This window comes from Streptacidiphilus albus JL83, from assembly GCF_000744705.1.
Lineage (GTDB): Bacteria > Actinomycetota > Actinomycetes > Streptomycetales > Streptomycetaceae > Streptacidiphilus > Streptacidiphilus albus.
The window spans coordinates 1,887,892-1,905,812 of record NZ_JQML01000001.1 but is presented as its reverse complement, the minus strand read 5'-3'; the positions used below and the strand labels follow the sequence as shown (position 1 = coordinate 1,905,812).

Annotated in this window: 17 protein-coding genes and 2 pseudogenes; 11 read left to right on the top strand and 8 right to left on the bottom strand. The window is 73.8% G+C overall.

Annotated elements, in window-relative coordinates; translation table 11 throughout:
- Positions 1-45: 45 nt before the first annotated feature.
- Complete coding sequence (gene aceB / locus BS75_RS08240) at positions 46-1,734, top strand: malate synthase A (protein ID WP_081982184.1); 1,689 nt, start codon at positions 46-48, stop codon at positions 1,732-1,734.
- A gap of 126 nt (positions 1,735-1,860) precedes the next feature.
- Positions 1,861-2,706 carry a hypothetical protein gene (locus tag BS75_RS08235; RefSeq protein ID WP_034087745.1) on the top strand — a complete coding sequence of 282 codons (846 nt, stop codon included), beginning with the start codon at positions 1,861-1,863 and terminating at the stop codon, positions 2,704-2,706.
- A gap of 52 nt (positions 2,707-2,758) precedes the next feature.
- Here the strand turns inward: BS75_RS08235 and BS75_RS08230 are convergent, their stop codons facing one another.
- Positions 2,759-3,712, bottom strand: coding sequence for a quinone oxidoreductase family protein (locus tag BS75_RS08230; protein ID WP_034087744.1), 954 nt, complete (start codon positions 3,710-3,712; stop codon positions 2,759-2,761).
- A 126-nt stretch (positions 3,713-3,838) separates the two neighbouring features.
- Here BS75_RS08230 and BS75_RS08225 point away from each other — a divergent pair, with 126 nt between their 5' ends.
- The 3 genes and pseudogenes from BS75_RS08225 (at position 3,839) to BS75_RS49180 (ending at position 4,664) form a co-directional block, all read left to right on the top strand.
- Positions 3,839-4,048 carry a hypothetical protein gene (locus BS75_RS08225; protein ID WP_034087743.1) on the top strand — a complete coding sequence of 70 codons (210 nt, stop codon included), beginning with the start codon at positions 3,839-3,841 and terminating at the stop codon, positions 4,046-4,048.
- 2 nt (positions 4,049-4,050) lie between these two features.
- A pseudogene (locus BS75_RS52165) lies at positions 4,051-4,233 on the top strand (Clp protease N-terminal domain-containing protein); the annotation flags it as partial.
- Between the two features lie 230 nt (positions 4,234-4,463).
- Positions 4,464-4,664, top strand: a complete 201-nt coding sequence (locus BS75_RS49180; RefSeq protein WP_034087742.1) for a Clp protease N-terminal domain-containing protein — start codon at positions 4,464-4,466, stop codon at positions 4,662-4,664.
- Between the two features lie 13 nt (positions 4,665-4,677).
- On the opposite strand, the gene BS75_RS08215 is transcribed toward BS75_RS49180, so the two are convergent.
- The 7 genes from BS75_RS08215 to BS75_RS08185 form a co-directional block, all read right to left on the bottom strand.
- Positions 4,678-5,439 carry a hypothetical protein gene (locus BS75_RS08215; protein ID WP_042440239.1) on the bottom strand — a complete coding sequence of 254 codons (762 nt, stop codon included), beginning with the start codon at positions 5,437-5,439 and terminating at the stop codon, positions 4,678-4,680.
- 190 nt (positions 5,440-5,629) lie between these two features.
- Positions 5,630-7,012 (bottom strand): 8-oxoguanine deaminase, encoded by a 1,383-nt coding sequence (locus tag BS75_RS08210; protein WP_034087741.1) that lies wholly within the window; start codon positions 7,010-7,012, stop codon positions 5,630-5,632.
- 134 nt (positions 7,013-7,146) lie between these two features.
- Positions 7,147-8,091 carry a factor-independent urate hydroxylase gene (pucL, locus tag BS75_RS08205; RefSeq protein ID WP_034087740.1) on the bottom strand — a complete coding sequence of 315 codons (945 nt, stop codon included), beginning with the start codon at positions 8,089-8,091 and terminating at the stop codon, positions 7,147-7,149.
- A 6-nt stretch (positions 8,092-8,097) separates the two neighbouring features.
- Complete coding sequence (gene uraH / locus BS75_RS08200; protein ID WP_034087739.1) at positions 8,098-8,415, bottom strand: hydroxyisourate hydrolase; 318 nt, start codon at positions 8,413-8,415, stop codon at positions 8,098-8,100.
- Between the two features lie 50 nt (positions 8,416-8,465).
- Positions 8,466-8,969: a 2-oxo-4-hydroxy-4-carboxy-5-ureidoimidazoline decarboxylase gene (uraD, locus tag BS75_RS08195; RefSeq protein ID WP_034087738.1), complete on the bottom strand. Its 504-nt coding sequence runs from the start codon at positions 8,967-8,969 to the stop codon at positions 8,466-8,468.
- A gap of 130 nt (positions 8,970-9,099) precedes the next feature.
- Positions 9,100-9,468 (bottom strand): helix-turn-helix domain-containing protein, encoded by a 369-nt coding sequence (locus BS75_RS08190; RefSeq protein ID WP_034087737.1) that lies wholly within the window; start codon positions 9,466-9,468, stop codon positions 9,100-9,102.
- Complete coding sequence (locus BS75_RS08185; protein ID WP_063771590.1) at positions 9,465-9,719, bottom strand: thiamine-binding protein; 255 nt, start codon at positions 9,717-9,719, stop codon at positions 9,465-9,467. Before BS75_RS08185 ends, BS75_RS08190 begins: the two co-directional genes overlap by 4 nt.
- Positions 9,720-9,864: 145 nt before the next feature.
- On the opposite strand from BS75_RS08185, the gene BS75_RS08180 reads away from it, so the two are divergent.
- The 6 genes and pseudogenes from BS75_RS08180 to alc all read left to right on the top strand — a co-directional run.
- Positions 9,865-10,752 (top strand): TIM barrel protein, encoded by an 888-nt coding sequence (locus BS75_RS08180; RefSeq protein ID WP_042440241.1) that lies wholly within the window; start codon positions 9,865-9,867, stop codon positions 10,750-10,752.
- Between the two features lie 85 nt (positions 10,753-10,837).
- Positions 10,838-11,734, top strand: a complete 897-nt coding sequence (locus BS75_RS08175; RefSeq protein WP_034087736.1) for a 2-hydroxy-3-oxopropionate reductase — start codon at positions 10,838-10,840, stop codon at positions 11,732-11,734.
- Between the two features lies 1 nt (position 11,735).
- Entirely contained in the window at positions 11,736-13,514 is a 1,779-nt protein-coding gene (gene gcl, locus BS75_RS08170; protein WP_034087735.1) for a glyoxylate carboligase, read from the top strand.
- Positions 13,515-13,880: 366 nt separating this feature from the next.
- On the top strand, positions 13,881-15,032 hold the full coding sequence (locus BS75_RS08165; protein ID WP_034087734.1) for a glycerate kinase: 1,152 nt from the start codon (positions 13,881-13,883) through the stop codon (positions 15,030-15,032).
- Between the two features lie 167 nt (positions 15,033-15,199).
- Positions 15,200-16,567 carry an allantoinase AllB gene (gene allB / locus BS75_RS08160; RefSeq protein ID WP_034087733.1) on the top strand — a complete coding sequence of 456 codons (1,368 nt, stop codon included), beginning with the start codon at positions 15,200-15,202 and terminating at the stop codon, positions 16,565-16,567.
- Positions 16,564-17,586, top strand: a pseudogene (gene alc / locus BS75_RS08155) (allantoicase); the annotation flags it as partial. The gene allB and the pseudogene alc, both read left to right, overlap by 4 nt.
- Positions 17,587-17,921 lie beyond the last annotated feature (335 nt).

Genomic DNA, 17,921 nt, shown 5'->3' with positions numbered 1-17,921 from the left:
CGTCCCCGTACGTTGCCGCGCTCGCCGTGCAAGGAGCTTAGGACCATGGCCGGACCACAGGAACCACAGGAACCCAGGGAACGTCGGGAATCCGCCGTCGAGCCCGGCGCCGGACCCGCCCGCGTGGTCGGCCCCGAGGTCGCCCGGGGCGCGGAGGTGCTGACCCCGGAGGCACTGGCCTTCCTCGCCGGGCTGCACCGCCGCTTCGAGCCGCGCCGCCGGGAGCTGCTGGCGCTGCGCCGGCAGCGCCGCGCCGAGATCGCCGCCACCGGCACCCTCGACTTCCTGCCCGGGACCGCCGCCGTCCGGGCCGGCGACTGGCAGGTCGCCGAGGCCCCGCGCGCCCTCCAGGACCGCCGGGTCGAGATCACCGGCCCCACCGACCGCCGGATGACCGTCAACGCCCTCAACTCCGGCGCCCGGGTCTGGCTGGCCGACTTCGAGGACGCCACCGCCCCCACCTGGCAGAACCTGGTCGAGGGGCAGCTCAACCTGATCGACGCGCTGGAGCGCCGGATCGACTTCACCACCCCCGAGGGCAAGGCCTACACGCTGCGCCCGGACGCCGAGCTCGCCACCGTCGTGGTCCGCCCGCGCGGCTGGCACCTGGACGAGGCCCACCTGCTGGTCGACGGCGAGCCGGTGTCGGGCTCGCTCACCGACTTCGGCCTCTACTTCTTCCACAACGCCGCCCGGCTGGTGGCGCGCGGCGCGGAGGACCCCAACTCCGGCCCCTACTTCTACCTCGCCAAGACCGAGAGCCACCTGGAGGCCCGGCTCTGGAACGAGGTCTTCACCCACGCCCAGGCCGAACTCGGCATCCCGCACGGCACCGTCCGCGCGACCGTGCTGATCGAGACGGTCACCGCCGCCTTCGAGATGGACGAGATCCTCTACGAGCTGCGCGAGCACGCGGCCGGCCTCAACGCCGGACGCTGGGACTACCTCTTCTCCATCGTCAAGAACTTCCGCGACGCGGGCGAGCGCTTCGTCCTGCCCGACCGCAACTCCGTGGGCATGACCTCGCCGTTCATGCGCGCCTACGCCCAACTCCTGGTCCGCACCTGCCACCGGCGCGGCGCCCACGCCATCGGCGGCATGGCCGCGTTCATCCCCTCCCGGCGCGACCCGGCGGTCAACGCCGCCGCGCTGGAGAAGGTCGACGCCGACAAGCGGCGCGAGGCCGGGGACGGCTTCGACGGCTCCTGGGTGGCCCACCCCGACCTGGTCCCGGTCTGCCGCGGTGTCTTCGACGACGTGCTCGGCGACCGCCCGCACCAGAAGCAGGCGGTGCCGCAGGCCCCCGCCGCCACCGCCGCCGAACTGCTCGACATCGCCGGGGCGGGCGGCTCCTGCACCGCCGAGGGGCTGCACAACGCGGTCCAGGTGGGCGTCCGCTACCTGGAGGCGTGGCTGCGCGGGCTGGGCGCGGTCGCCATCTTCAACATGATGGAGGACGCCGCCACCGCCGAGATCTCCCGCTCGCAGATCTGGCAGTGGATCCACAACGGCGTGGTGCTCGCGGGCGAGGGTCAAGGCGCCGGTGCGAAAGTCACCCCCGACCTGGTCCGGGACCTGCTGGCGGCCGAACTCGCGGCGCTGCGCCTGGAACTGGGCGAGCAGGCGTACGCCGCCGGCCGCTGGGAGCAGGCCGCGGCGCTCTTCGAGGAGGTCGCCCTCGCCGAGGAGTTCGTCGACTTCCTCACCCTGCCGGGGTACGCGCTGCTCGGCTGACGGGCCGACACGGACCGGCGGCGGTCCGCCAAGGCCCGGGGCGGGGACCACCGCGCGCTACGGTGGTCCTCCGCTGCCCATCCGCCGGGAGCGGGTGCATCTGCGAGCGCAGAAGGACCGTCCTGCATGACACGCCCCGCCGTCCAGCCGCTGCCGGTGATCGCCTCGCTGGTCGCCGTGTCCACCCTGGTGGTCGGCGTGGCCATGGCCTACGAGGCGTCGCCGCACCGGGTCAGCACCGCCGTCACGCTGAACGGCGATGCCAGGCCGGCGGCGTTCAGCCAGGTGCTGCCGGCCGCCCAGGACCTCCAGGCGGACCTCCCGGCGGCCCGGCCGGGACAGTTCGCCCTGCCGGGGTGGCGCTCCATCGGCTCGGGCGGCGGCTACCTCGGCGGGAACCGGCGCAACGGCAGCTACGCCAGTTACCTCGCCCCGGGCAAGGCCGGCTGGAGCACCGTGGTCGAGACCCTGCACGCGCGCGGCAAGCAGACCCTGACGCTCACCGTGACCGGCGGCCTGCCCGGGGGGCCGGTCCACGTCTGGTCGGGACACCCGTTCCGGCACGGGCGGCTCGGCGCGCTGGTGCGCGGGGCCGACCTGCGGGAGCAGCACGGCCGCTACCGGCTGACGCTGCTCCCCGGCCGGGTGTACGCGGTGACCACGGCCGACCGGCTGTCGGCGACCGTCCGTCCGGCCTCGCGGCCGGACGGCGAGCCGGTGCCGACGGTCCGTCCGACCGCGGCTCCGCACCTCGTTCCGCACTCGGTTCCGAGCGCGGCCCCGACCCTGCCCCCGGTCGGGCCGAGCGCCCCGGCGGTGCGTCCGGCCGAGCGGCCGGACGGCGACCCCGATGCCTCAGCGGCAGTTGGGGCGCCTCCCGTGGTTGGCCTTGCGTCGGCGCCAGCTGCGCTTGCGGGTGCGTTTGGACATGGTGCCTCCCAGCCTGGCCCCGAAGGGGCCACAGGGAGATGATGTCGCGTCAGATTCCGTTTGCACAGGGAGGACCGGCGACTCGGCCGAGCTGTTACCGGCTGGGGTCGAGCACCAGCTTGCCCGAGGTGCGCCGGGCGCGCAGGTCCTCGTGGGCGCGGGCGGCCTCCGACAGCGGGTAGGCCTCGCCCAGCAGCGGCTTCAGCTCGCCCGCCGCGACCAGCGCCAGCAGCTCCGCCATCGGCTCCGCGTGCAGCTCCGGGCGGCCCAGGCAGTGCATCAGCCAGAAGCCGACGACGGCCCGCGAGTGGGACATCAGGCTCGCCGCCGCGATCGGGCTCGGAGTGACCCGGGAGGCCATGCCGTAGGCCACCAGCCGCCCGAACGGCGCCAGTGCCGCCAGCGAGGCGTCGAAGACCGGGCCGCCGGTCATCTCCAGCACCACGTCGACCTTGGCGCCGTTGTTCGCCTCGATCAGCCGCTCCTTCAGGCCCTCGCCGTCGGCCTCGACCGCGACGTCCGCGCCCAGCTCCAGCGCCAGCTTCCGCTTCTCCTCGGTGGACGCGGTGGCGATCACCCGTCCCGCGCCGAAGCGCTTCGCCAGCTGTACCGCCAGCGAGCCGGTGCCGCCGGCCGCCGCGTGCACCACCACCGACTCGCCGGGGGCCATCCGGGCCGAGGTCCGCAGCAGGTTCCAGGCGGTGAGGCCCTGCACCACCAGCGCCAGCGCCGCGCCGTCGGACACCGCGTCGGGGAGGTCGACCGCCATGTTCGCCCAGGCCACGGCGCGTTCCGCGTAGCCGCCGGTGGCGGTCAGCGCCACCACCCGGCGGCCGTCGGCGGTCCGCCCGGCGACCTCGCCGCCTGGCACCATCGGCAGCGAGCTGCGGGAGAGGTAGGAGTCCTCGACCGCGTGGGTGTCGGCGTAGTTGACCCCGATGGCGGAGACGTCGATCAGCAGTTGGCCGGGCTGCGGGACCGGGTCGTCCAGCTCCACCGTCCGAAGTACCTCGGGTCCGCCGAACTCGGTGATCTGCACTGCCCGCATCGCTGCTCCTCGTGGTGTGGTCGGTCCCGCCGGTGGCGCTCCCGATCAACATACTCGCTGGTATGTCGTAGCGGGAGAGCGTCAACTTTGGTTGACGCGGGCCGACTGTCAACGTACATTGACATCATGACCGAAGCGACGACACTGGCGGAGGCCGCCGGCGGACGCGATCCGCGCACCGGCCTCCGGGCGGTGGCGGCCCTGCGCCGCCTCCTCGAACAACTGGAAGCGCTGCAGGTCCGCAGCGCCCGTGCCCAGGGCTGGTCCTGGGCGGAGATCGGCGCCGAACTCGGCGTCAGCAGGCAGGCAGTACACAAGAAGCACGGAGGACGCTGACCATGCTGGAACGCTTCACCCCCAGGGCCCGCCGGTCCGTGAAGGACGCGGTCGACACCGCCCGCAGCGGCGGTGCGCCCGCCGTCGGCGAGGAGCACCTGCTGGCCGCGCTGCTCGCCCAGCCCGACAGCACCGCCGTCGCGCTGCTCACCCGCTCCGGCCTCGGCCCCGACCGGCACGCCGAACTGCTCGCCGAGTGCCGCGGGATCCGCCGCCGGGGCGGCATCGGCCGCGAGGACGCCGAGGCGCTGCGCGGCCTCGGGATCGAGGTGGACCGGATCATCGACCGGGTCGAGGAGGTCTGGGGCGAGAACGCCCTGCTGGAACCCGTCCCCGACCGTCCCCGGGGCCGGGGCCTCCGGCGCCGCGCCCGGCCGCCCCGGGCCGCCTGCCCTGGCGGCCGGAGGTCCGTCACGTGCTGGAGGCCGCCGTCCGCGAGGCCCAGGACCAGCGCGCCGACGCCATCGGCACCGCCCACCTGCTGCTCGCCCTGCTCACCGCCCGCGGCGTCACCCGCGACGTCCTCACCGCCCACGGCCTCACCCCGCTCGCCCTCCGCGCCCAGCTCCGGCCGGGGCCGGGATCGGGGCCGGGGTCGGGGCCGACGGAGGCGTAGCCGGGGCCGGTGCTCAGGCCGAGCCGGGGCGGCGCGCCTGCCGGTGTGTCTGCGACCCGGTCAACGCGTCGGCCAGGGCCTGCGACTGGGGCGCGGTGATGCCGAGGGCGAGCGGGAGCTGACGGGGGCTGTACCGGGACGAACACACGGCGATCGGGTTGCCGCCGGTCACGGTCCAGCGAGGGTCGTGGGCCGGGTCCGGGTCGCCGAGCAGGGCTGCGGCCAGCTCGCCCACCGCGTCGGGGCTGATCCCGCAACGCGACAGCGCTCCGGCCACGGTGCCGAGCGCCTCGCCGGGCAGATCGGCCTCGCCGAGCATCGGCAGCAGCAGGAGCAGCCGCTGCGAGGCGTCGGACAGCCCCTCCGCTCCCTCCTCGGCGCTCCCGGCGAGATGGACCAGCTCGGCCCAGGGCAGCCCCGGGCCGGCCCCGTCGGCACCGCACTGGCCGAGGTGGCCGAGCCGACCCCAGGCCGGGTGCCGGACGAAGAATTCGACGTCGCTCTGGTCCTCGAAGTTGGCGTACACGGCGTAGGCGGTGTGCCCGCCGCCGAAGGGGACCCGCAGCACCGGCCACGGCTGCCCGGCGTCACCGAGGCGCTCCACCATGTCCTGGTAGGCCGCTTCGTCGACCCCGTAGCGGGACGCCTGCTCGCCGGGATCACCCATCGTCAGCAGGACGTGGGCGAGCCAGAAGGCAGGATCGCGCGCGAGCCCCTCGGCTGCCACCAACTCGCAGTCCTCGAAGTACTCCGGGATGTGCACGGGAACGTTCATGCCCGGAGCGTAGTGGCGGCCACCGACACCGCCGCCGCCCCGGCGCGCGGACCCCGGGTACGCCGAGGTCCCGGATCCTCGCCGTGGGTCCGGGACCTCGGTCCCCCGGCGCGGGTGGCGCGCGGGGGAGTCCGGGCGGCACACCGTCCAGCGGCGCCCGGAGCAGGTGGGAGGTGGTGCGTCGGCCGGACTAGGCGCGCGACGCCAGCTCGCGGGCGGCGTCGGCGGCGGCCTTGGCGATGCGGTCCTCGTTGACCGTGGTCAGCAGGCCCTGCTCGACCACCGCGCGGCCGTTGACCAGCAGCAGCGACAGCGGCGGCAGCGCGCCCAGGGTGAGCGCCGCGACCGGGTCGGCGATCGACGAGTGCAGCACGCCGTCGACCTTCCACAGCGCCAGGTCGGCCAGCTTGCCGACCTCGATCGAGCCGATCTCGGCCTGTCGGCCGAGGACCCGGGCGCCGCCCATGGTGCCGAGGCGCAGCGCCCCGCGCCCGGTCAGCGCGTCCGGGCGGTTGGCGCCCAGCCGGTTGATCAGCAGCGCGTTGCGCAGCTCGGTGCCGAGCTCGCCGGACTCGTTGGAGGCGGTGCCGTCCACGCCCAGGCCGACCGGGACGCCGGCCTTGAGCATGTCCGGGACCCGGGCGATGCCCGCGGCCAGCCGGGCGTTGGAGGACGGGCAGTGCGCCACGCCGGTGCCGGTCTCGGCGAACTTGGCGATGTCGGAGTCGTTCATGTGGACGCAGTGCGCCATCCACACGTCCTCGCCGAGCCAGCCCACGCTCTCGAAGTAGTCGGTCGGCCCCATCCCGAACAGCTCCTTGCAGAACTGCTCCTCCTCGGCCGTCTCCGAGCCGTGGGTGTGCAGCCGGACGCCCTTGCGCCGGGCCAGCTCCGCCGCCTGCGCCATCAGTTCGCTGGTCACCGAGAACGGCGAGCAGGGGGCGATGGCGATGTGCAGCATCGAGCCGAAGGAGGCGTCGTGGTAGCGGTCGACGGCGGCCTCGGAGGCGATCAGGATGGACTCGGTCTTCTCCACCGCGAAGTCCGGCGGCAGGCCACCGTCGCTGCGCCCGCGCGACATCGAGCCGCGGGTGGCGGTGAAGCGCATCCCGAGCTCGGCCACGGCCTCGATCTCCGCGCCGAGGATGTCGCCGGCCCCCTGCGGGAACACGTAGTGGTGGTCCATCGCGGTGCTGCAGCCGGACTTGAGCAGGGCGGCGGCGGAGCCCTGGGCGGCGGCGTGGACGAGCCGCTCGTCGATCCGGGCCCAGGTCGGGTAGAGCGCGACCAGCCAGTCGAACAGGATGTTGTCCTGGGCCAGACCCCGGGTGATCCACTGGTAGAAGTGGTGGTGGGTGTTGACCAGGCCGGGCGTCAGCAGATGGCCCTCGGCGTTGATCCGCCGGGTGACCCCCTCCAGCCACTGGGGGGCGGGTCCGGCGCCGACCGACTCGATGCGGTTGCCGGCGACGACGACGTGGCCGCGCGCGTGCTCGGTGTCCTCGGCGTCGACCGTGGCGACGTAGGCGTTCTCGATGACGATGCGCTCGTCGGCGGGCGGGATCTGGGTCATGCGGATGGCTCCTCGACGGTGGCGGTGACGAGTGGGCGCGGTGGTGGGGCACGGCGCCTGCGGGTACCGCCGTCGGGTGGAGCTGCCCAGGGCGGGACGGCGGGAGAATCCCTGGGGTGCTGCGGCGGGCCGGGTCAGGCGACCGGGATGACCGGGGTGACGCCTTCGCGGTGGACCGTACCCTCGATCAGACCATACGGACGGTCCGCTGCAAAGTAGACCTCGTTGTCGTTCTTCAACCCGAACGGCTCCAGGTCCACCAGGAAGTGGTGCTTGTTCGGCAGCTCCAGCCGTACCTCGTCCACCTCGGCGCGGTGGTTCAGCACCCGGGTGCCCATCGCGTACAGGGTCTGCTGCAGCGAGTAGGAGTAGGTCTCGGCGAAGGCCTCCAGCAGGTGCCGGCGGACCTGGGCGTACGAGCGCTCCCAGGCCGGCTGCGGGCCCTCGCCGTGCCAGCCGTGCGTCCACCGGGCGGTGACCTGGGTGGCCAGGATCCGGTCGTACGCCTCCTTGAGGGTGGTGTAGCGGTCCTTGATGTAGCCCCAGAACTCCGAGTTGGTGGCGTTCAGGACGGTCAGCTCCTTGAGGCCGCTGATGACCTGGACCCGGCTGCCGTCGTAGACGATCTCGGCGGTGCGGATCTCGCCGCCGCTGCGCACGAAGGAGTGGCCGGGCTGCTCCGCGCCACCGGTGTTGCCGATGTAGGGGCGGGCGTTGTCCGGGGTGGGTATCCGGTCCCAGCCGTACTCCTCGACCCGGATCCGGGCGCGGCGGATCGGCTCGTTGTTGTCGACGAAGTGCCGGGCCAGGAGGACGCCGAAGGCCTCGGCGGACTCGATCCCGTACTGCTTGGCGAAGGCGTAGACGGTGTTCTTGGTGGTGTCGGTGGGCAGGCAGTTGGCGTTGGAGCCGGTGAGGTGGACGTCGTCCAGGTCGCCGGAGAGGGCGACCGAGACATTCAGGTCCTTGATCTCGTGGCGCCCCCCGTCGGCGGAACTGCCGTCCGCCGAGCGGCGGTTGATGCGGACGACACGCGTCTCCGCCTTGCCGTACTGGTTCTGGCCGAGCACATGGGCCATGGGTCTCTAGCTCCCTCGGTAGACGGAGTACCCGAACGGATTGAGCAGCAGGGGTACGTGGTAGTGGGCCTGGTCCGGGTCGACGTCGACGACGACGGCGACCTCGGGGAAGAACGGGCCCGCGGTGGTGAAGGTCAGGCGCAGCACGCTGCCGAGCGCGAGGTCGGGGACCGGCAGGTCCTTGCAGCGGCCGTCGGCGTCGGTCGCCGAGGCGCCGAGGACGGTCCAGCCGGCCGCCTCGGTCCGCTGGGCCAGTTCGACCGGGACGCCCTCGGCGGGGCGGCCGGTACTGGTGTCCAGCACATGGGTGGAGATGGTGGTCATGATGCCCCGTCAGCTGATTCGGTCGTGGTACTGGATGAACCGGCGCTGCGTCAGAAGTCCTGCAGCAGGCGGTCGAGACGCAGGTCGTTGATCTTCCGCAGCTCGCCGCGGACGATCTCGCGCTCGGTCGCCGGGTCGTTGCCGCTGCGCTCGCGCAGGGCCGCGAGCATGCTCTCCGCACTGCGGCCGGTGGCGCAGATGAGGAAGACGTGGCCGAACGCCTCCTGGTAGGAGTCGTTGGCGGCGCGCAGTTCGGCCAGCAGCGCGGCGTCGGCGTCCTGGACGCCGGCCTGCTCGCGCCGGGAGGCCGGGTCGTCGGCCTTCGGGGCGCCGATCCGGGCGTGGCCGGCCATCGCCCGGTGCAGTCCGGCGGTGTCGAGCCGGGCCATCGCGGCGAGGTTGGCGGCGTGCAGGGCCCCGGCGTCGGGCCAGGGGCGGGTGGAGCGGACCGAGGCGACCCAGTCGTCGCTGGTGCAGACCTCGGTGAGGAGCGCGTCGAGCTCCTCCTCGGTGGCGGCGTTCAGCCGGTCGAGGGCGGTGGTGGTCGGGGGCACGGGAGACCTCCTGGGAAGCGGTGCATCCCACAAGCTAGGTCTGCCGAGGCGTCACGTCAACAGTTTGTTGAAGGCGAGTTGCGTCCCGCCTCCGCACCGGCCGGGCCTCCCGGCGCGGGCGGGCCGGGTGTCAGCCGCCCTGCTGCCGGTTGAGGTAGTTGTAGACGGTGAAGCGGCTGACGCCCAGCGCCGCCGCGACCGTCTCCACGCCATGGCGTACGGTGAACGCGCCGCGCTCCTCCAGCAGGGCCACCACGCGCTGCTTCGCCGCCCGGTCGAGCGCCGACAGCTCGCCGCCGCCGAACTGCCGCCGGGCGTCGGCGAGCAGCCGGTCCAGCGCGCTCTCCAGGCCGGGCAGCCGGACGGCGAGGGCGGGGGCGCCCTCCCACTCCAGCAGGACGTCGTCGGGTCGCGCCTGGTCGAGGCTGACGGCGCTGGCGCCGACGGCCTCCAGCAGTGGCTTGATCGCGGCTGTCAGCGGGTGGTCCGGCGCGCTCATGCCTCGTCCTCGCTCGGGTCCAGCGTGCTGACCTGGATGGATATCCGGGTCGCGCCCTCGGCGAGGCCGTCCCGGAGCAGCCGGGCGACGGCGGCCAGCGCGGCCTCGGCCTCGCCTTCCGCGCTGGTGCCGAACGGGCCCACGTCGACGGTGAGGCCGGCCTCGTCCACCGCGCGGCGGGCGGCCTTCGCGTGGTCGGGGAAGCCGTCCAGCTCGAACGGTTCTGTCGTGAACTCCACCTTCAATCGCACACCCGCAGCCTATCCCGTCGCCGCCTTCAACGAATTGTTGATTTTAGTCGGCCCGACCCCTTGGCAGCCCGGGAAGTGCCATGTCATAGTTTCCATCAAGCAGAACTTGTATTCCGTATCGCGGAAAAGATGGAGAGTGACCCCCATGGCCCCGCTGGATCCCCCGACCGCCGCCAACGCCGCGCCTGCCTGGCTGGACCAGCGCTGGACCGTGAACCTCTCGATCCTGTTCACCGAGCTCCCGCTGCTGGAGCGTCCCGCCGCCGCGGCGGCGGCCGGCTTCGACTCCGCCGAACTCTGGTGGACGCTGGACGGCCCCACCCCGCCGCAGGCCGAGCTCGACGCGCTGCGCCGGGCCTTCACCGACGCCGGGGTCCGGCTCACCGGCCTCAACTTCGACGCCGGCGACATGGCGGCCGGCTCCAAGGGCCTGCTCAGCCGGCCGGACGAGGTCCAGCAGTTCCGCGACAACATCCCGGTCGCGGTCGCCCTCGCCGACTCCCTCGGCTGCCGGGCGCTGAACGCCCTCTACGGCAACCGGATCGACGGCCTGGACCCCCGGGTCCAGGACGAACTGGCCCTGGAGAACCTGGCCCTGGCCGCCCACGCCGCCCACGGCATCGGCGCGGTGCTGCTGGTCGAGGCGCTGAACGCGCCCGAGGCCCCGCAGTACGGGCTGCTCTCCAGCAAGGACGCCGTCGCCGTCGTCGACCAGGTCAACGCCCACACCGGCCTCGGCAACGCCCGGTTCCTCTGCGACCTCTACCACCTGGCCCGCAACGGCGAGGACCTGCCGCAGGTCATCGACGGCTACGCGGACCGGATCGGCCACATCCAGATCGCCGACGCCCCCGGGCGCAACCAGCCCGGCACCGGCTCCCTCGACTTCGCCGGCCTGTTCGGCCGGCTCGACGCCGTCGGCTACGAGGGCCACGTCGGCCTGGAGTACAAGGCCCCGGCCGGGCTGGCCGGCGCCGACACCCTCGGCTGGCTGCCCCGCGAGCTGCGCGGCGGCGAGCGCCGCAGCCGCTGACTCAGCCGCTGACGCCGAAGCAGAGACCGGAGCCGGCGCCGAGGTCGCGCCACCTCCCCCAGAACCCGCAGACAGGTAGGAACGAATGACCGCCACATCCCGCCGCATCGCCTTCATCGGGCTCGGCATCATGGGCAGCCCGATGGCTGCCAACCTGGTCCGCGCCGGCCACACGGTGACCGGCTACAACCTCACCCGGGACGCCGTCGACAAGCTGGTCGCGGCCGGTGGCCGGGGGGCCGGCAGCATCGCCGAGGCGGTGCAGGGGGCCGAGGTCGTGATCACCATGGTCCCGGCCGACCCGCAGGTCGAGGAGGTCATCCTCGGCGAGGGCGGCGTCCTGGAGCACGCCGCTCCGGGCGCCCTGGTCGTCGACATGAGCAGCATCACCCCGCAGACCTCGATCAAGGTCGCCGCCGCCGCGCAGGAGAAGGGCATCCGTACCCTGGACGCCCCGGTCTCCGGCGGCGAGGCCGGGGCGGTCGAGGCGGTGCTGTCGATCATGGTCGGTGGCGCGGCCGAGGACTTCGCCGAGGCCGAGCCGCTGTTCGCGGCGCTGGGCACGACCGTCATCCACGTCGGCCCGACCGGTGCCGGTCAGACCGTCAAGGCGGCCAACCAGCTGATCGTCGCCGTCAACATCCAGGTGCTGGCCGAGGCCGTGGTGTTCCTGGAGAACGCCGGCGTGGACCTGCCCGCCGCGCTGGACGTGCTCGGCGGCGGCCTGGCCGGCTCGACCGTGCTGAACCGCAAGAAGGCCAACATGACCGAGCGCCAGTTCGCCCCGGGCTTCCGGATCGACCTGCACCACAAGGACATGGGCATCGTCACCGCCGCCGCCCGCGCGGTCGACGCCCCGCTGCCGCTGGGCTCGCTGACCGCCCAGCTGGTGGCCTCGGCCCGGGCCAACGGCGACGGCTCGCTGGACCACTCCGCACTGCTCCGGGGCGTCGAGCGCCTCGCCGGACGAGAGGTCAACTGACATGGCGCGGATGACAGCGGCCCAGGCCGCGGTGGAGATCCTCAAGGCCGAGGGCGTCACCCACCTGTTCGGCCTGCCCGGCGCGGCGATCAACCCGTTCTACTCCGCGATGCGGACCAACGGCGGGCTGACCCACATCCTCGCCCGGCACGTCGAGGGCGCTTCGCACATGGCGGAGGGCTACACCCGGGCCAAGGCCGGCAACATCGGTGTCTGCATCGGCACCAGCGGCCCGGCCGGGACCGACATGATCACCGGCCTCTACTCGGCCAGCGCGGACTCGATCCCGATCCTGTGCATCACCGGCCAGGCGCCGGTGTCCAAGCTGCACAAGGAGGACTTCCAGGCCGTCGACATCACCTCGATCGCCAAGCCGCTCACCAAGATGGCGATGACCGTCCTGGAGCCGGCCCAGGTCCCCGGCGCCTTCCAGCAGGCCTTCCACCTGATGCGCTCTGGCCGTCCCGGACCGGTCCTCATCGACCTGCCGATCGACGTCCAGCTGGCCGAGATCGAGTTCGACATCGAGACCTACCAGCCGCTGCCGGTCTACAAGCCGACGGCGAGCCGGGCCCAGATCGAGAAGGCGCTCGACCTGCTGGCCGCCGCCGAGCGGCCGCTGATCATCTCGGGCGGCGGCGTGATCAACGCCGACGCGGCCGACCTGCTGGTCGAGTTCGCCGAGCTGACCGGCGTCCCGGTGGTCCCGACGCTGATGGGCTGGGGCTCGATCCCGGACGACCACGAGCTGACGGCCGGCATGGTCGGGCTGCAGACCTCGCACCGCTACGGCAACGCGACGCTGCTGGCGTCGGACTTCGTCCTCGGCATCGGCAACCGCTGGGCCAACCGCCACACCGGCGCCGTCGAGAAGTACACCGAGGGCCGGACCTTCGTCCACGTCGACATCGAGCCGACCCAGATCGGCCGGGTGTTCGCCCCGGACTACGGGATCGTCTCCGACGCCAGGGCCGCCCTGGAGCTCTTCGTCGAGGTCGCCCGCGAGCGCAGGGCCGCCGGCCGGCTGCCGGACCGCTCGGCGTGGGCCGACAGCTGCCAGGTCCGCAAGGGCGAGCTGCTGCGGAGGACCGACTTCGACAACATCCCGGTCAAGCCGCAGCGGGTCTACCAGGAGATGAACCAGGCGTTCGGCCGCGACACCCGGTACGTCACGACCATCGGGCTCTCGCAGATCCAGGCCGCGCAGATGCTGCACGTCTACGGGCCGCGCAACTGGATCAACGCGGGCCAGGCCGGACCGCTCGGCTGGACCCTCCCGGCCGCGCTGGGCGTCGCCACCGCCGACCCCGAGGGCACGGTGGTCGCGCTCTCCGGCGACTACGACTTCCAGTTCATGATCGAGGAACTGGCGGTCGGGGCGCAGTTCAACATCCCCTACATCCACGTCGTGGTGAACAACGCCTACCTGGGCCTGATCCGCCAGGCGCAGCGTAACTTCGACATGGACTACCACGTCCAGCTCTCCTTCGAGAACGTCAACGCGCCCGAGGTCAACGGCTACGGCGTGGACCACGTCAAGGTCGCCGAGGGCCTCGGCTGCAAGGCGATCCGGGTCTTCGACCCGAACGAGCTGGCCGCCGCCTTCGAGCAGGCCAAGAAGCTCGCGGCGGAGTTCCGGGTGCCGGTCGTGGTCGAGGTCATCCTGGAGCGGGTCACCAACGTCTCCATGGGCGGCGCCGGGCTGGACTCGGTCAACGAGTTCGAGCCGGTCGCCGAGCGGGCCTCCGACGCGCCGAGCGCGATCCTCAACACGCTCTGACGCTGCTTCCGCTGACGCCGCGTCGGGCGCCTGCACTCCTCCCCCCGCCGGTAGATCCCATCCGGTCGTGCCCGCCGGCGGGGGGAGGCCCCGAAACCTGCTCGACCCCCAGTCTCCTCCCCGGGACGGGAACCCTTCGACCTTCTCGGAGGCAGCCCGTCGCGCCCCCGTCCCGGGGAGGTATCCAGGCTTCCTCCCGGCGGTGTGACCGTTCCCTTCGGGGAATGTCCGGTCGTGCCCGCACCGCCGGGAGGAATCGTTTCCGCAGTATTGATCCCAGCAGTGCCCTTCCCCAGCAGTGCCCTTCCCCAGCAGTGCCGTTCCCCAGCAGTGCCGTCTCCGCAAGGCAAGGACGCAAGGACGCCGATGACCCAGCAGCAGCCACTCGCCGGACATGTCGTCATCTCCCCGGACAAGTTCAAGGGCACCCTCGCCGCGGCCGAGGCCGCCGAGCGGATCGCGTCCGGCGTCCGCCGGGCCGCGCCCGGCGTGGTCGTGCGGGTGCTTCCGGTCGCCGACGGCGGCGAGGGCACCGTGCTGGCCGCGCTCGCGGCCGGCTACCGGAGGGTGGAGACCGTCGTCAGCGGTCCCACCGGCGAGCCGGTCCGCGCGGCGCTGGCCGTGCTGGAAGGCACCGCCGTGGTCGAGGCCGCCCAGGCGAGCGGGCTCACCCTGCTGCCGGGCGGCGTCCCCGCCCCGCTGAACGCGAGCAGCTACGGCACCGGCCAGCTGCTCGCCCGGGCGCTGGAGCTCGGCTGCACCAGGATCGTCCTCGGCCTCGGCGGCGTCGCCTGCACCGACGGCGGCGCCGGCCTGGCCCAGGCGCTCGGCGTCCGGCTGCTGGACGCCGACGGGAAGGACCTCTCGCCGGGCGGCGCCGCGCTGGCCCGGCTGCGCCGGATCGACCCGGGACCGCTGGCCGACCTCCTCTCCGGCGTCGAGGTGGTGGTCGCCGGCGACGTCGACAACCCGCTGCTCGGCCCGCGCGGCGCGGCGGCCGTCTACGGACCGCAGAAGGGCGCGGACCCGGAGCAGGTCGCCGAGCTGGACGCGGCGCTCGCCCACTGGGCGGACGCGGTCGCCGGGGTCACCGGGGCGGACCTGCGGGACGCCCCGGGCGCGGGCGCGGCCGGCGGCCTCGGCTTCGGCGCGCTGGCGCTGCTGGGAGCCACCATGCGGCCCGGGATCGGGCTGCTGCTCGACCTCCTGGGCTTCGACCGGGCGCTGCGAGGGGCGTGCCTGGTCGTCACCGGCGAGGGTTGCCTGGACGTGCAGACCCTGCACGGAAAGGCCCCCGCCGGAGTCGCCGCGGCTGCCACCGGTACGGGGGTACCGGTGGCCGCTGTGGCCGGCCTGGTCGAGCTGACCGAGGCCGAGTGGCGGGCGGCGGGCTTCGCCGCCGTGCTCTCGCTCACCGAGCTGGCCGGGCCGGACGCGCCGCCCGGGGCCGCGCTGGCCCGGGCCGGCGAGCTGGCGGAGCGCGCGGGCGAGCTGCTGGCCGAGGAGTTCCTGCGGTGAGCCGCCCGGACCGACCGTTGACGTTTTGTTGAAGGCGGTCGTACGCTCGCCCTGTTGTTCGAAGCCGCCTGGCTGTTCCGGTTGCGCCACGCGCAGCTTTCCCAGCCGTCACGCGCCGTTTCCGCGCCCCTGCGCGGACCCGCCGCCGATCCAGCCCGGAGGTTCTGTTGAACGGTTCGCCCACCCCTGCGACCCAGGTGCTCCGCTCCCGCCGCGCCGTACTGCCGGAGGGCGAGCGCCCCGCCGACGTCGTCCTGCGGGACGGCCGCATCGCCGCCGTGCTGCCGCACGGCGCGGGCGAGGGCGCGGGCGAGCTGACCGACCTCGGCGGTCTGGCGCTGCTGCCGGGACTGGTGGACACCCACGTCCATGTGAACGAACCGGGCCGCACCGCCTGGGAAGGCTTCGCCAGCGCCACCCGGGCCGCCGCGGCCGGCGGGGTCACCACCGTCGTCGACATGCCGCTGAACTCGGTGCCGCCGACCACCACGCCGCACGGCCTGGAGGTCAAGCGGAAGGCGACCGACGGCCAGCTCTTCGTGGACCTCGGGCTCTGGGGCGGGGCGGTCCCGGACAACACCGCCGACCTCGAACCGCTGCACGGCGCGGGCGTGTTCGGCTTCAAGAGCTTCCTCGCCCCCTCCGGGGTGGACGAGTTCCCGCACCTGACCCAGGATCAACTCGAAGTCACCCTGGCCGAACTGGCCCGGCTGGACGCCCTGGCGATCATCCACGCCGAGGACCCCGGCGTGCTGGACGCGGCACCGCACCGGCCCGGCCCGCACTACGCCGACTTCCTGGCCTCCCGTCCGGCCACCGCCGAGACCGCCGCCGTGGCGGGGCTGCTGGCCGCCGCCCGGCGGACCGGCGCCCGGGTGCACATCCTCCATGTCTCCTCGGCCGCCGTGCTGCCGCTGCTGCGGCAGGCCCGCGCGGACGGGGTCCGGGTCACCGCCGAGACCTGTCCGCACTACCTGACCCTGGCCGCCGAGGAGGTGCCGGACGGCGACACCGCCTTCAAGTGCTGTCCGCCGATCCGCGACGAGGCCAACCGCGACCTGCTCTGGCAGGCGCTGGCCGACGGTGAGTTCGCCGCCGTGGTCTCCGACCACTCGCCCTCCACGCCCGATCTCAAGCACCTGCCCCGGCTCGGCGGCAGCGGCGACTTCGCCGCGGCCTGGGGCGGCATCGCCTCGCTCCAGCTGGGGCTGCCGGCCGTCTGGACCGAGGCCCGTCGGCGCGGCTTCGCCCTCGTCGACGTGGTGCGCTGGATGAGCAGCGGCCCGGCCGCCCTGGTCGGGCTCGGCCGCAAGGGCGCGATCGCCCCCGGCCACGACGCCGACCTGGTGGCCTTCGACCCCGACGCCGCGTTCGCGGTCGACCCCGGGGCGCTCCACCACCGCAACCCCGTCACCCCCTACGCAGGCCGCACGCTGACCGGCGCCGTCCGCACCACCTGGCTTCGCGGCCGGGTCGTGGCCGTGGACGCCGACGCCGAACCGCGCGGCCGGATCATCGTCCGAGGAGAAGCATGACCGACAGTCAGAACCCGTCCGGTTTCACCGAGCTGGTCAACCTCGCCGCCCGCGGCCTGGGCGCCGGTGTGGTGGACGCCAACGACGAGCTGTTCGCCGAGAAGGAGAACCTGGTCCTCGCCGCGCCCGCCGAGTTCCGGCCGCACACCTTCGGGCCCAAGGGTCAGATCATGGACGGCTGGGAGACCCGCCGCCGGCGCGGGGCCTCGGCGACCGAGACCAGCCCGACCGCCGAGGACCACGACTGGGCCGTGGTCCGGCTGGGCGCGGCCGGCGTGGTGCGCGGCGTCGTGGTCGACACCGCCCACTTCACCGGCAACTACCCGGAGTCGGCCTCGGTCGAGGGCACGTCCCTGCCCGGCAGCCCCTCCCCGGCGGAGCTCGCGGCGGCGGACTGGACCGAGATCGTGCCGCGCACCGCGCTCAAGGGCGACACCGCCCACGAGTTCCCGGTCGCCGTCGAGCAGCGCCTCACCCACGTCCGGTTGAACATCTGGCCGGACGGCGGGGTGGCCAGGCTCCGGGTCCACGGCGAGGTCGTGGCCGACCCGCGCGACCTCGACGGCCTCACCTTCGACCTGCTGGCACAGGAGCACGGCGGGGTCGCCACCGGCGCCTCCGACCGCTACTTCTCCAGCCCGCACAACCTCAACGCCCTCGGCCGGGCCGCCGTGATGGGGGAGGGCTGGGAGACCCGCCGCCGCCGCGACGGCGGCAACGACTGGGCCGAGCTGGACCTGGCCGGCACCGGCGAGGTGCTCGCGGTCGAGATCGACACCACCCACTTCGTCGGCAACTGCCCCGGCTGGGCCGCGCTCTCGGGCCGGGACGAGACGGGGGAGTGGTTCGAGCTGCTGCCGCGCACCCGGCTCCAGCCCGACACCCGGCACCGGCTGCGGATCACCCCGCTGCGCGCGGCCACCGCCGTCCGGCTCGACGTCTTCCCGGACGGCGGCATCGCGCGGCTGCGGCTCAACGGCCGGCTGACCGAGTCGGGCCGCGCCGCGCTGGCGCTGCGCTGGCTCAACCTGCTCCCGGCCGCGGAGGCGCGCGGCGCGCTCGCCGAGGCCGGCCTCACCGCGGACGAGGCGGCCGAGCTCACCGCCGCCCGTCCGCTGACCGACGCCGCGTCGGTCGCCGCCGCCGTGGGCGCGCTGCGCCCGGTGGACGGCCCCGACGGTGCGGAGACCTCCCGCCGTCGGTCCGCGATCTGGCGGCTGCTGGGCGTCTGACCACGACGACGGCCCTCGCCCGGCAGCCGCCTCCGCGCGCGGTCCGGGCGGCCCCGCACTGCCCGCGCCACCCGAACCACTTGCCCCACCCGCGCCGCCCGCACCACCCGAGCCAACATCAT

Bases quoted from the DNA above. Each gene is read 5' to 3' on its own strand.
- BS75_RS08230 (WP_034087744.1), bottom strand. From the start codon at position 3,712: ATGCGGGCAGTGCAGATCACCGAGTTCGGCGGACCCGAGGTACTTCGG.
- BS75_RS08190 (WP_034087737.1), bottom strand. From the start codon at position 9,468: ATGAGCGCGCCGGACCACCCGCTGACAGCCGCGATCAAGCCACTGCTG.
- BS75_RS08165 (WP_034087734.1), top strand. From the start codon at position 13,881: ATGACCCAGCAGCAGCCACTCGCCGGACATGTCGTCATCTCCCCGGAC.
- BS75_RS08180 (WP_042440241.1), top strand. From the start codon at position 9,865: ATGGCCCCGCTGGATCCCCCGACCGCCGCCAACGCCGCGCCTGCCTGG.
- BS75_RS08225 (WP_034087743.1), top strand. From the start codon at position 3,839: ATGACCGAAGCGACGACACTGGCGGAGGCCGCCGGCGGACGCGATCCG.
- gcl (WP_034087735.1), top strand. From the start codon at position 11,736: ATGGCGCGGATGACAGCGGCCCAGGCCGCGGTGGAGATCCTCAAGGCC.
- BS75_RS08235 (WP_034087745.1), top strand. From the start codon at position 1,861: ATGACACGCCCCGCCGTCCAGCCGCTGCCGGTGATCGCCTCGCTGGTC.
- aceB (WP_081982184.1), top strand. From the start codon at position 46: ATGGCCGGACCACAGGAACCACAGGAACCCAGGGAACGTCGGGAATCC.
- BS75_RS08210 (WP_034087741.1), bottom strand. From the start codon at position 7,012: ATGACCCAGATCCCGCCCGCCGACGAGCGCATCGTCATCGAGAACGCC.
- pucL (WP_034087740.1), bottom strand. From the start codon at position 8,091: ATGGCCCATGTGCTCGGCCAGAACCAGTACGGCAAGGCGGAGACGCGT.
- uraH (WP_034087739.1), bottom strand. From the start codon at position 8,415: ATGACCACCATCTCCACCCATGTGCTGGACACCAGTACCGGCCGCCCC.
- BS75_RS08215 (WP_042440239.1), bottom strand. From the start codon at position 5,439: ATGAACGTTCCCGTGCACATCCCGGAGTACTTCGAGGACTGCGAGTTG.
- BS75_RS08175 (WP_034087736.1), top strand. From the start codon at position 10,838: ATGACCGCCACATCCCGCCGCATCGCCTTCATCGGGCTCGGCATCATG.